A 13884-nucleotide genomic window follows, 5' to 3' on the forward strand; every position below is an offset into this window, starting at 1 on the left:
TTTAAGCCCAATTTTTGCCCTTCAATTATTGACAAATTAAAAAAAGAAATGGTTTTTTGTGATAAAACAAAAAACCATTCTTTAAAAAAGTATTTATTTACTTACTATTTTATGTATTCAATAGATTGCAGGGTCTCTTCATGAATACTATCAAAAAAGCCTTGGTCGTTCATCCATTTATCAGAATACACCTTACTCATGTAACGTGAGCCGTGATCTGGAAAAATCACCACTACAACATCGTCTTTTTTAAACCTTTTCTCTTCTCCTAATTGCTTAATAGCCTGTATGGCTGCTCCAGAGGTGTAACCTACAAACATGCCTTCTGTTCTTGCTATTTCTCTTGCTGTGTGTGCACTATCTTCATCGGTTACCTTTACAAACTCGTCTATAGTATCAAAATCTGTTGCTGTTGGAATTAAGTTTTTACCCAATCCTTCTATACGGTATGGGTAAATTTCCTTTTCATCAAACTCTCTGGTTTCGTGATATTTTTTTATAACCGAACCAAAAGCATCCACACCAATAATTTTAATATCTGGATTTTGCTCTTTTAAATATTTGGCTGTACCCGAGATGGTTCCTCCTGTACCACTACATGCTACTAAATGTGTTATTTTACCTTCGGTCTGTTCCCATATTTCTGGACCAGTAGAAGCATAATGCGCATCTATATTCAACTGATTAAAATATTGGTTGATGTAAACGGAGCCTTTCATTTCCTCATGCAAACGCTTAGCTACTTGGTAATAAGATCGAGGATCGTCGGCACTTACATGGGCTGGACAAACATAAACTTTTGCACCCATGGTTTTTAACATATCTATTTTATCGGCAGAAGATTTAGAACTAACAGCGAGAATACACTCGTAACCTTTTATTATACTAACCATTGCCAAACTAAATCCTGTGTTTCCAGATGTAGTTTCTATAATGGTATCTCCTGGTTTTAAAATACCCTGCTTTTCAGCTTGTTCTATAATATAAAGTGCAATTCTATCTTTTGAAGATTGACCGGGATTGAAAGATTCTATCTTTGCGTAAAACGCTCCTTTTAGCTTTGAAGTGATGCGATTAAGTTTAACAAGCGGTGTGTTGCCCACTAAATCTAATACATTATCAAAAACTTTATTTTTTTGTTTCATAAATGTAATTTATCAGCAATTTGATAATAACACCAAATAGATGACTTAAACTTGGCAAAAATAAGGATTTTTTTTTACTAGTGCTTAATGCCCTCTAAATCTAGCAAAAATGCATATTCTAAGGCTACTTCCTTTAAGCTTTCAAATCTTCCTGAGGCACCACCGTGTCCAGCATCCATATCTGTATGCAATAATAATTTATTATCATCTGTTTTCAATTCCCTAAGTTTTGCAACCCATTTTGCTGGCTCCCAATATTGTACTTGCGAATCGTGCAAGCCAGTTGTAACCAACATGTTTGGATAGTTTTGTGACTTTATATTGTCGTACGGCGAATAAGACTTCATATAGGTATAAAATTCTTCCTCGTTTGGGTTTCCCCATTCGTCGTACTCTCCAGTAGTTAAAGGAATACTTTCATCTAGCATTGTAGTAACTACATCTACAAAAGGTACTGCCGCTAAAACACCATTATATAATTCTGGATTCATATTAATTATAACGCCCATTAACAACCCTCCAGCAGAACCACCGTAAGCATACAAATGTTTTTTCGAGGTATACCCTTCTGAAATTAAATGCTTTGAACAATCTATAAAGTCGGTAAATGTATTTTTCTTTGTTAATAATTTTCCGTTTTCATACCAATTTCTACCTAAATACTCACCACCTCTAATGTGGCTAATTGCATATATAAAGCCACGATCTAGCAAACTTAATCTTATGCTAGAAAATGATGGATCTATAGTGGCGCCATAAGAACCATAAGCGTATTGTAGTAATGGGTTAGAGCCATTTAATTTTATACCCTTTTTATAAACGATTGATATGGGTATTTTTACACCGTCTCTAGCAGTAGCCCAAAGCCGCTTAGATTCGTAATTTTCTTTTTTAAAGACTCCACCTAAAACCTCTTGCTCTTTTTTTACTTCCTTGGTTTTAGTTTTAAAATTGTAATCTATAACAGAACTTGGTGTTGTTAAAGCATTGTAGCCATAACGTAAAATTTCACTTTCAAAATCAGGATTATTACCCAAATAGGCATTATACGTTTCGTTATCAAATGGTAAATAGTAATCTTCTTTACCATTCCAGCTTATTATTCGTATAGTATTTAATCCATTTTGGCGCTCATTTACAACTAAGTAATCTTTAAAAATCTCGATATCCTCAACCAAAACATTGGTTCTGTGAGGTAATAAATCTTGCCAGTTCTCCTTACTTGTTTTGGTTTCGGGTGTTTTACAAACCTTAAAGTTTGTAGCGTTATCTGCATTAGTTATGATGTAAAAACTATCATTAAAATGCGCAATGGAATATTCTAAATCTTTTACACGCTCTTGAAAAACCTTAAAATCATCGTTTGGGGTATCAGCGTTTAAAATTCTATATTCTGTAGAAAGTGTACTAGAAGAACCTATTACTAAATATTTTTTTGACTTTGTTTTATATATAAACGTATTGAAAGTATCATCAGTTTCATGAAACACTTCAATATCATCACTAGAATTTGTTCCTAAAACATGCTTATAAATTTTATACGAACGTAGGGTTACTTCATCTTTTTTAGCATAAAATAAGGTTTTATTATCATTAGCCCAAGTTATGCTACCTGTTGTATTTTCTATTTCATCTTTATAAACCTCGCCTGTATTAAGATTTTTAATTCTAATAGTATATTGCCTTCTACTTACAGTATCGGTAGAATAGGCTGCCATTGTGTTATCTGGACTTATGGAAATACCGCCTAATTTAAAATAATTATGTGGTTTTGCCATTTCGTTACAATCAAACAACAACTGCTCGGGCGTGTTCAAGCTTTCCTTTTTTCTAATATACAGCGGGTAATCCTTACCTGCCATAAATTTTGTTTGGTACCAATAGCCATTTAATTTGTATGGTACGGAAGTATCGTCTTCTTTTATTCTAGCTTTCATTTCCTCAAAAAGCTGCTTTTGGAACGCCTCTGTGTGTTGCATAACAGTTTTTGTATATGTGTTTTCTGCATGCAAATACTCTAAAACTTCTTTATCTTCCCTGTTATTTAACCAATAATAATTGTCGATTCGGGTATCGTTATGTACCGTAATTGTATGTGGTTTTTTTTTAGCTACAGGCGGTTGCACTGCTATACCAATAGGTTTTGCCATTTCTTTATTATCTTTACAAGAAGCAGCAAAAATAATGCTTAAGATGAGAATTATAAGGTGTTTTTTCACTTTAACAATTTTTGAACTAAATTTAGTCCATATTTTAATAATTTTGCCTAATAATTTATTCTTAAATAAGATGCTATGTTTGGAGACATGATGAGTATGATGGGGAAACTAAAAGAAACCCAGAAAAGAGTTGAAGAGACTAAAAGACGTTTAGATAAGGTTTTAGTTGACGAGGAAAGCAATGATGGAAAACTTAAAATTACGTTAACAGCCAATAGAACTATAAAATCTATTGAAATAGATGATGAACTATTAGAAGATAAAGAGCAACTAGAGGACTACTTAATTTTAACGCTTAATAAAGCCATAGCGAAAGCAACAAAAGTTAATGAAACAGAGCTTGCTGCGGTTGCTAAAGAAGGTATGCCAAACATTCCTGGAATGGACATGTTTAAGTAATATATTGGGTTATAACTTTATTTTTTTGATTGTATTTAGCAATACTTCATGCATATTGTTTGTATAATCTAAATGCGTTACCATACGAAGTTTGCCACTTCCCATACTTATAATAAGTATGTTATTATCTTTTAATTTTTGAACAAATTGGGTTTCATCTACATCGGGGTTTAATTCGAAGATAACAATATTGGTTTCTATAGGTTCTATTTGCTTAACGAATGAAAGTTTAGATAACTCCCGCCCTATTTCCTTCGCTTTTTTATGGTCTTCGTTCAAACGGTTTATATTATTATCTAAAGCATAAAGAGCAGCAGCTGCCAAATAACCAACTTGGCGCATATTACCTCCAAATATTTTTCGAATTCTAATGGCTTCTTGCATAATTTTATGGTTTCCAACCAAAATTGATCCAACAGGACATCCCAAACCTTTGCTAAAACAAACAGAAATGGTATCAAAAACATCTCCGTATTGTTTCGCAGTTTCATTTTTTGCTACTAGGGCATTCCATAAGCGCGCACCATCTAAGTGAAACCCCAAATTATTTTCTTCACAAACTTTTCTAATTTTTAAAATCTCATTAAAGTCCCAACACGCACCACCGCCTTTATTAGTAGTATTCTCTACTTCAACCAAACTAGTTTTACTGTAATAATAAGCATTTGGGTTTATGGCTTGCTCTACTTGTTTAGCCGTAAACATACCGCGCTTACCATCTATTAAGTTACAAGATACACCACTATTGAATGATGCACCACCCGATTCGTAGTTATATATATGAGCATATTTATCGCAAATTACCTGATCTCCTGGGTTTGTATGCAATTTCAAAGCTGTTTGGTTAGCCATTGTACCACTTGGAAAAAATAGCGCTTCTTCTTTTCCAAAAAGTTGTGCCACACGAAATTCTAATTCATTTACAGTAGCATCCTCTCTAAATACATCATCACCAACATTTGCTTTCATCATAGTGCCCAACATTTCTGGTGTTGGCTTAGTAACTGTATCGCTTCTTAAATCTATTAACATCATATCCATAAAATAGTTACAACTAAACTAATAATTATATCATCAATAATTGTAAACGTTTTAAAAGTAAATATAAACACTTAGATGAAAAGTACTAAAAACAAACTCATTATGTATACCTCATTAAAAAGACTAAAAAATTACGATTTATCTAAAAAAAAAGCTTTTAATCTATTGAACCTCAAAAATTTGGGTTTTATCTATTAATCGAAAAAATATTTCTTTTAACAAAAATTTAATAGGTGAGATAACTCTTTTTATACTTTTATCCCAGTTAACTATTAATCTGATAAACACAAATTTTAAATTATGAAAAAAAATCTATTATTGCTACTAGGTGTAGCCGTTATGTTCTTCTCTTGTCAAAACGAGAGTACAGAGGCAGAAGAACAGCAACAAACAGCTTTTGAAGCTGAAATAGCTGCTGAAGCAGATATTTTAACATCTGAAATTGAAGTTGCCGGTATTGATGAGGGCGATGACGCACTTCAAATGAATGCCGAAAGTGAAATTTTGGTAAAAAGACCATCAAAAAACAGTGGTTTAACGTTTAGTACTGCTAGCAAATCTCAATCTACACAATGTGAAGCAGATATTGAAGGTTTGGTTGCTAGTTTACCTGAAAGCGTAACCCTCACTACTACTTCTAAAAGAGGTCCTGATGCTTATTTTACATTAGATATAGTTGATGGTTATTTAGCTGGAAATGAACAACTTGCTTGGTGCGCTGACATTGATCTTAACTTAGAAGTTGAAGGTCCATTAGATTTTGATGTATATTCAAGCTATGGTGATAATATTCCTGAAACTGTTTTTGCTCAACCCGAAAATTTAGATTTAGTTAATTGGATTCTAAATCAAGATTATGTTGGTAAACAAAGTCCAAACGAAAGTGGTGTATATACTTTTGGTCACGTACAATGGGCTATATGGGAACTACTAAATAGTTATAATTGTAATATTTGTGAAAACTTAACTAACCCTACAGGTACATGGAGATATGATTCTACAAACCTAAAAAAAGCTCAAGAAATTCTTCAAGCAGCATTAGAAAACGGAGAAGGTTACACTCCTGGATGTGGTGAAAAAATTGGAGTAGTTCTTGTGCCAGATGGAAAACAACCACTTATCATAATGAAAGAAGTTCCTTCTAAGGAACAAGAGTGTGATGATTGTGAAGGCGATGTGGACCAATTAACTATGGAATTCGATTGGCATAGAGCTAAACGTGTAAGAATCTACCAGAAAAAAGAAAATACATGCTGGGGTGCTAAAGTTTTTGATAAAGTTTTACAACCAGGAGAAGAATTTTCTATTGAAGGTGTTAATCATGATGGTTCCTTTGGTAAGTATGTATACATCTATATTGATAACTGTTATTACACTAAAATAAAAACAAACTGTTACCTAAATATAGGCCCAGGATACGAAAAAGGTGTATTTAATGTAATAAGCGGAACTAGCACACATGGCGGCGAACTTTGTGAATATATTAAGCCAGAACAAAGATGTTATAGACACTGGAGTTGCTACTACTACTATAAATCTTGTAGATACAAAAAACATTAATAAAATTTTGATGGACATAAAAAAACCTAGAGCATTAACTCTAGGTTTTTTTTATTATTAATTTGTCCTGTCCTTAAATAGCGTTACACAGATAAAAAAATTAATTACTTCCAAAGACTATATTTTTAGTCCTCCATAAAAATTTATGAATCATTGGCATAGGATCAGAAAAAGCATAAAATAAAGGAGTTTGTTTTTGTAAAAATCTAATTTTGAAAATTATTAAAGGATTCTTTTTAAATTTTTTTATGAATCCTTTTAAATTGTAGAAAGTTATTAAATTAATATCTTGAGTTGGTATATCCTGTTTCAAAAAATTAATACAACTTAAGTATGGAAAATTAACACCTACAATAGCAGAAGCATCAGTGTTATACCAATATCTTGGATTTATCTCAATAACTCTAAATTCGTTAGAGTCTATATCATAGCGCCAATCTATGTTAGCCACTCCCATCCAGTTTAAACTTTTCATAAGAGACAAAGTATTCTCGTACAAGTCTTTGTTATCAATAAAATCGAATGCTACTTGATATGTTTCCTCTCCATTCTCATAAGCAATACCTTTTTGCATTGTACAAGCTAGTATTTCTCCATTTTCACATAACACATTAGAACACACATCATAACCATTAATATATTCTTGAAATATTATATTACATTCAAAAGGGTTTCGCTCACAATATTGTAGTACTTCGTTATAATTTTTTAAAACTTTAATTCCTACTCCTCCCCCTGATCCATTCACAGGTTTTGCGATTATTGGGTACTTTAAATTATTAAGATTAGGAATCTCTCCAGGTTTAGCAACTGAACCTAAAGGATAGGACAAGTTGGTATTTAAAAGGTGTTTGTATAAAAATTCTTTATCACATGCTGCATCAAAATTTTGTAAACTTGGCAAAGCATAAAGTTTATCTCTATTTTTTAATTTATCTCTATTTTTAATTAAAGACCTAATCGCCGTTTCAAAAATTGGAAAGACTAAGTCTATATTATACTTTTCAACATTCTCGTCTATAACCTTGATCCATCTAGACTCTTTATTATTTTCAGTATGATATAGAAACTTTTGTATATGTCTTGAATAGCGCATATAATTATTTTTTTTATCTGACATGACATAAAGTTTTACACCTCCAGATTTAGCAAAACAATTAACAACATAATACAAAACATGACTTTCACCGTCAGGAATTAATATTGATATTTTTGTGTTAGATTTCAAATATATTTTAATTAAAAAGTTATCATTTTAAACAAGAGATTAATATATCATGGTATTTATAGTTAACTTTCGTTTACCAGAAGATAGCTCGGGAATCTCGTCAACATACTCTACTTTAATTATAGCGTCTTCACCTAAAAAGCTTTTTAGAAGGGTTGTCATTTTTTGTTCTTGCTTAAAATGCCCATCTATGTTTATTTTAACTAAATAAATTTTTTTATCCTTTTGAATTAATTGAAATTGCTTTATTTCTGGAAAGTACTCCAACTCATATACAACAGTTGTCATAACTCTTCCATCAGTACTGTAAATAGTATCCATTTTTCTCCCCTCTACCTTAGTAAAAGCAGGAGCATTGTTAAAAGTATTACTTATATCCATTACTGCCAAATCTCCAGTATCGTACCTAATTAATGGCATATTATAATTGAATAAATCTGTTACTACTACTCTACCTAAATTTCCATAATCAGCTGGTTTATCTTCTTTTAGATCTAAAACTTCAATATAATAGCTTGCCCAATTTATATGAAAGAAACTTCCACCATTTGTTATTTGCTGTGATAGAATACCGTTTTCCATATTTGAATATCTAGATAAAATATTAAAGTCAAAATATTTTTTTATAGAGTTTTTAATTGGGTCTCCCAAAGGTTCTGCATTAGCAATCATAGATGAAATTTTTGCTTTAATTGGTTTAGCTTCTATAGCATCTAAAAATTTACATATTTCTTTAAAAGCTGAAGGGTACCCAATAAAAGCATTGTTTGAGCTCCCTTTTTCAATCTCTTTTATAATACCAGAAATCGATTCATAATTTAAGTTTTTTACATTAATCATTCTAATATTTTGTAATAAAGTAGTTAACCTACTTTTGCTAATTACTTTACTCCATGCCCTTATGTAAAAAAGTTTATGGCCTATTTTGTAACCAGCCTTCTCGCCAAAAAACAATGTATCTGCCGTATTTCTGTTTTTTTTGTTTTTATCTTGAAATACAACAAAAGGTGTACCCGTTGAACCACTAGTGCTAACTTCGTAACTAGATTTGTCTTTAAATTTATTAGAAATAAAATCGTTAACTGATTCTCTTAAAAGCATTTTATCTACAATAGGAAAATCGTAGATGGAATTATACCCTTTATAATCTTTGTAAAATGGAACTGTTTTTATTGCATGATCCATTAGGGACGAAAGATGATAATTTCGTTGTTTTATAGATTTGTCAGTATTAAAATTTTCTAAAATGAATTTAATATCATTATAATGAGATTTAACTTTACCTCCTTTAAGAAAATCAATAAACCAAAACGAATGGCTTCTTATTTTTTCAGACAATAGCATAATTAAATTATTTCTTAGGCAACAAATCTAATAAAATTATAAAGCTAAGTTAGTTATTACATTTCAAGTTTTTCTAAAAAAACAATTCTTCATATTGATAGTGAAACTCTTTTTGAAATAATAAACTTTGTTCTCTTTAATATGGTATACAATGTTTAGATATCATTAAAATAAGGTTTTCAATAAAACAACTCTTTATAATTTATAAGTATTATTGCGACTTGATAACTGTCTTTTCAAACAATTATACTTGAAGCGTTTACAGAGAAAAATCAAGTGTAGAGAATTACAAATATTTTGAACAAGTTTTTAATTAGACAAATATTATTCATTGTAGCTAATTCTATTAAAGATTTAATTTCACCAAATAAATTGGAATGGAATACAATTTTCTTAACGGATCATGATTAAACATACAAAGACAGAACTTTTCTTCAATAAAAAAAGCCAGTTATCCGCAATATCAAATCACTAAATTTTTAGATTTATTTCATATCAGTATTTTAGCGTTTAAACTATAATAAGTAGTATATATAGTTGAGCTTTGCAGTATTAAAAAAACTCTTAAAATTTCGAAGATATTTTTTTTAAACTGTTGGTATATTAAAACCTAAAACAAGGCATTTCGAAGACAAATGTTGTATATTCATCGTATTTTGCATTGTAACATATTAATTAACTCTATTTTTAATGCTTATTAAAAAGAGTGGTTTGTGAATTTTTTTAATCTACACCACTTAGGTTCTATTTTTAAAAAGTTCGGTTTAGGAGAAACTTACAAATGAAAAAACAAAAAACATCAATTTTAATACCCGATGGAGAAAGTCATATTTTAATTCATGTAATAAATTGCTTGTCCAAAGTGAATGAATTAAATATTTATGTAATGTCCAATACTAAGAATAATCCATTACGTTATTCTAGACACATAAAAAAGTTTACTTATTACAAAAAGTCTGACTCAGACATTGATTGGATTAACAACATAAATAAAGAAGTTCAAAATCACAATATTGATGTTGTCATGCCTATTTTCGAAGTTGGTATAAGGATTTTGATAAAACACAAAGAAGATATATTACTAAAAAATAAATTAGGGTTATTACCAAAACTAAAAGATTTTGATACTGCTATAAACAAAGGAAAACTAGCTAAACATTTATATATAAATAAAATACCTGGACCTAAAAGTCTTATCCTTGAGTCTAACAAAAACTTAGAAAAGGTAATAAATCTAAATTTCCCCACAATTATAAAGCCCCTTGAAGGTTTTGGTGGTGGTATTGGCATAAAAAAATTCAAAACCTTTGAAAGCCTTAAGAACCATTATACAAATAATAACATTAATTATACAACTATTGTGCAAGAATACATTGAAGGTTATGATATAGATTGTAGTGTTTTATGTCGCAACGGAAACATATTAGCTTTTACAATACAAAAAGGAAATATGATGGGAGCTAGTGAATTTACACCACAGGTTGGACTTAGTTTTTTGTACCAACAAGAACTATATAATGTTGTTGAAAAGTTAATGAGATCTCTGGACTGGAGTGGTGTAGCACATATAGACATGAGGTACGATAAAAACACAAAAGAATATAAAGTAATAGAAATCAACACAAGATTTTGGGCTACTTTAGATGCATCTTTAATAGCCAATGTAAATTTTCCAAATTTATATTGTAAGGCTAGTATGGGAGATACCTTTAAAAAGCCCGATTATTCACATATAGAATACTTGAATTTAAAAGGCTTGATAAAGCGAATAAAAAGTGATTTTAAATTTATTTTTGAATTAAAATTTATTTTAAACAATACTCCTCTAATATTTGCTTTAAAAGATCCATTACCTATGATCTATAAGTTTATTACCAGAACAAAAAATAATTTAATTTCTAAGTTTAGTAAAACTCCTTAAGAGAAATTTATAAGATGTTAATGTGAAGTATAGCATCCAACTAAAAATACCAATAAACTTAAAACTATCTTCTATGAAATACTTCATATTTGTTTCATTTTTAAGAAAAAAATCAATAAATACTGATGATCCTAGAAAAGTAAACGCTATTCCTAATACATAAAAAATAGTTTCTTTAAATATTAATTTCACGAATGAAGCTGTATACCAAAAAACCAATATAGCATAAAAAACATATGTAATAGACTGTGTAATTTTAAACGCCTTAAATGAGTAAAGTATATAATCATGGAACATAAAAAAATCATCAATCAATAAAATAAAAGATATAAAACCAGAACCAATTAAAAATTTAGCTTCTAAGTTTTGTTTCAGTTTTCTTAAAACAATACCCGAGAAAAAACAAATACAAGCTGTAGCACACCATACCAATACCCCTATATTAGATATAATTCCCGTAAACGGATGAGCATTAAATATTAATGCCATATCTCCAGTTATGTGAGAAAAAGGTATATTGTATTTAGTTCCTAAAATAAAGGCTGTAATTAATAAACCTAAACATGTAGCATAAGTTAAAATTATAAACAAGTACTTTTTTAGCATAATAGTTATTTCTTATAATTATTTACCACCTTTTTACGTTTACCAGAAGAGAGCAGCGGTATTTCGTCTACGTAAGTTATGATAACCGTAGCATCACTACCAAAATCTTTTTTTACACTTTCAATTAATTCTTTTTCATAAGGAAATTTATCATGAACATTCAGCTTAATTTCATATCTTTTTTCATCTTGTTGTATAAATTGGTATTGTTTTAGTAACCTATAGTAATTGTAAAATTTGGTGTAAACCACAAAGGAAGAAATAATATTTCCTTTAGTATCAAAAATTAAATCCATTTTCCTTCCTTCAATTTCCTCAAACATTGTCTTACCATTCTCAAGTACGACAAGTTTAGCAATGTCGCCAGTGTCATATCTAATAATAGGCATGCAATAGTTAAATAAATCGGTTACTACTATTCTTCCATACCTTCCTGGTTTAGCAGGTTTATCCTCCTCTAAGTCTAACAATTCCACATAATAACTAGCGTGATTTATTACAAAATATTCTACCGATTTATTTGTTTGATGCGCTACAATACCAACTTCCTCACTTGAGTATCTAGACAAAACTGGGGTATTAAGGTGTTTACTTAAAGAGGTTTTTGTATAGTGATTGAGATACTCAGAATTAGCGACAACAGAGTTAATATTTAAGCTTTTTAGTGGTATTTCATTTTTATCTAAATATTGTGTAATTTGTTCTAAAGAAGATGCAAAACCAATAATGTTTTTTTCTTGCTTGGTGTTACTTAGTAAATCCAAAAATTTTTCAATACGATTATCGGTTAATTTAGAAATATCAAATTGAACAATGTTTTGGAGTGTAGATTTAATAAAACTCTTTTTATTGTGATTTCTCCAAACCTCAAGTTCATATAGCCTATTACCTATTTTAAAATTGCATTCCCCTAAAAAATACAAAACGTCTGCATGGTTTCTATTTCTCTTATTTTTATTTTGGTAAAGAAAAAAAGGAGTACCTGTAGAGCCACTAGTAGATACTTTATAATTATTGTCTTTAAGATATAGTTTGGATTGAAAATCATCGAAATTTTCTTGAATAACGGTCTTTCGAATTACTGGAAACTCATTTATATCATCTATATTTTTATAATCTAAATAAAAAGGAGTTGTTTTTGATGCATGATTTAATAAGTTTTTAATATGTGTAATTTTTATTTTTTCAGCGTAAGTACTTGTTGGATCATTATTAACCAAAGAAATTTCATTAAAATGATTTTTTATTGGAGAACCATTTAAATAGTCCATAAACCAAAACGATTTATTTCTTAAATAATTAACTATCTTCATCTGTTGCAATTTTATTATATATTTATCTTAAACTTTTTTAATCTACTATACTAATGTGTGTGTGTGTGTAATACTATGATTGAAGCTTAACCAATAGCTCGTATTTAGAAAACACAATACCACATTTATAATTAATATGCTTTTTTAAATTATTATCATTCCCCAAAAGCCAATCCACATAAACTGCGGCAGTATTGGCACCTGCTTCATGAGAAAATGGGTAACCTCCACCAAATCTGGGATTTAATTCTAGAACAAACCAGTTATTATCTACTAGAAATACATCACCATCCATACTACCTATATGTTTAAGACTATTTCCTATTTTTTCGGCCAGTATATTAAAAGATGGGTTGATTCTAGAAATAGCTTTATCGGTTTCTCCAAAACGCATCGCTATTTTTTCTCTTAAGTATGCATCACAGAAATTGCCCTTAAAATCATTCAATATATCAAATCCAAATTCTACACCTTGTAGTTTTTCTTGAATTAAAATAGAATGGGCAATATCAGCAGCACTATCTTTATTAAAAATAGATTTTTTTATTTTTATATTTTGAAGTTTGTAGGCTAATTTTAATTCTTCTATGTCATCACAAATTTCTAAACCAATAGAACCGCTACCAAACCTAGGCTTTAAAACTACTGGAAAGTTCAAAACCCCCGCTTCAATATCTTTTATTGCGAGATTAAAATCTATGTAAGTTTTTGGTGTATTTAAACCAATACTTTTAATGAAAATATGGGTTTGCCACTTATCATAAGTTGTATTAATTACGCTATTATTAGACAATAAAACCTTTACACCTAGTTGCTCTAAATACGCTTTTTGCTTTGATAATATAGGTAGCTCTAAATCGTTTAACGATATTAAGGCTCTAACATTATGATGTCGTATTATAACTTCTAGTTTAGAGACATAGGTTTTATCATAAATATTTGGGACCTGTATAAAAACATCTGCGTCTGCAGAAGCCGCAGCATATTTATGGTTATCTACCGCTATAATTTTGCCTTTCCCTTTTAATGCTTCTTTAAAATATCTTAAGAGATAATTACGCTTTCCAGCACATGTAAAAAGTATGTTACATTCCATTATTTCAGTTAA

General features: G+C 29.9%; 11 protein-coding genes. 3 read left to right on the plus strand and 8 right to left on the minus strand.

What is annotated here, in order from left to right; translation table 11 throughout:
- Positions 1 to 104: 104 nt before the first annotated feature.
- Positions 105 to 1145 carry a PLP-dependent cysteine synthase family protein gene (locus CLV33_RS03720; protein WP_105472767.1) on the minus strand — a complete coding sequence of 347 codons (1041 nt, stop codon included), beginning with the start codon at positions 1143 to 1145 and terminating at the stop codon, positions 105 to 107.
- A gap of 77 nt (positions 1146 to 1222) precedes the next feature.
- Positions 1223 to 3295 (minus strand): S9 family peptidase, encoded by a 2073-nt coding sequence (locus tag CLV33_RS03725; RefSeq protein ID WP_105472768.1) that lies wholly within the window; start codon positions 3293 to 3295, stop codon positions 1223 to 1225.
- 144 nt (positions 3296 to 3439) lie between these two features.
- Between CLV33_RS03725 and CLV33_RS03730 the strand changes: the two genes are divergently transcribed.
- Positions 3440 to 3763, plus strand: coding sequence for a YbaB/EbfC family nucleoid-associated protein (locus CLV33_RS03730; RefSeq protein WP_105472769.1), 324 nt, complete (start codon positions 3440 to 3442; stop codon positions 3761 to 3763).
- Positions 3764 to 3772: 9 nt separating this feature from the next.
- Here CLV33_RS03730 and CLV33_RS03735 read toward each other — a convergent pair whose 3' ends face one another.
- The gene (locus CLV33_RS03735) at positions 3773 to 4795 is read right to left on the minus strand and encodes a threonine aldolase family protein (protein WP_105473119.1); all 1023 of its coding nucleotides are present in this window, start codon (positions 4793 to 4795) and stop codon (positions 3773 to 3775) included.
- A 309-nt stretch (positions 4796 to 5104) separates the two neighbouring features.
- On the opposite strand from CLV33_RS03735, the gene CLV33_RS03740 reads away from it, so the two are divergent.
- Positions 5105 to 6364, plus strand: a complete 1260-nt coding sequence (locus CLV33_RS03740) for a hypothetical protein (RefSeq protein ID WP_105472770.1) — start codon at positions 5105 to 5107, stop codon at positions 6362 to 6364.
- A 100-nt stretch (positions 6365 to 6464) separates the two neighbouring features.
- On the opposite strand, the gene CLV33_RS03745 is transcribed toward CLV33_RS03740, so the two are convergent.
- Positions 6465 to 7592: an ATP-grasp domain-containing protein gene (locus tag CLV33_RS03745; RefSeq protein ID WP_146109707.1), complete on the minus strand. Its 1128-nt coding sequence runs from the start codon at positions 7590 to 7592 to the stop codon at positions 6465 to 6467.
- 39 nt (positions 7593 to 7631) lie between these two features.
- Positions 7632 to 8930, minus strand: a complete 1299-nt coding sequence (locus tag CLV33_RS03750; RefSeq protein ID WP_170063969.1) for a phenylacetate--CoA ligase family protein — start codon at positions 8928 to 8930, stop codon at positions 7632 to 7634.
- A 787-nt stretch (positions 8931 to 9717) separates the two neighbouring features.
- Between CLV33_RS03750 and CLV33_RS03755 the strand changes: the two genes are divergently transcribed.
- Positions 9718 to 10857 carry an ATP-grasp domain-containing protein gene (locus CLV33_RS03755; RefSeq protein ID WP_105472773.1) on the plus strand — a complete coding sequence of 380 codons (1140 nt, stop codon included), beginning with the start codon at positions 9718 to 9720 and terminating at the stop codon, positions 10855 to 10857.
- On the opposite strand, the gene CLV33_RS03760 is transcribed toward CLV33_RS03755, so the two are convergent.
- The 3 genes from CLV33_RS03760 to CLV33_RS03770 form a co-directional block, all read right to left on the minus strand.
- Complete coding sequence (locus CLV33_RS03760) at positions 10828 to 11463, minus strand: hypothetical protein (protein ID WP_105472774.1); 636 nt, start codon at positions 11461 to 11463, stop codon at positions 10828 to 10830. The two genes, CLV33_RS03755 and CLV33_RS03760, sit on opposite strands and share 30 nt — an antisense overlap.
- Positions 11464 to 11468: 5 nt before the next feature.
- Positions 11469 to 12734, minus strand: coding sequence for a phenylacetate--CoA ligase family protein (locus CLV33_RS03765; RefSeq protein WP_105472775.1), 1266 nt, complete (start codon positions 12732 to 12734; stop codon positions 11469 to 11471).
- A 115-nt stretch (positions 12735 to 12849) separates the two neighbouring features.
- Positions 12850 to 13872, minus strand: coding sequence for an ATP-grasp domain-containing protein (locus tag CLV33_RS03770; protein WP_105472776.1), 1023 nt, complete (start codon positions 13870 to 13872; stop codon positions 12850 to 12852).
- Positions 13873 to 13884 lie beyond the last annotated feature (12 nt).

Source organism: Jejuia pallidilutea (genome assembly GCF_002973595.1).
Taxonomy (GTDB): domain Bacteria; phylum Bacteroidota; class Bacteroidia; order Flavobacteriales; family Flavobacteriaceae; genus Jejuia; species Jejuia pallidilutea.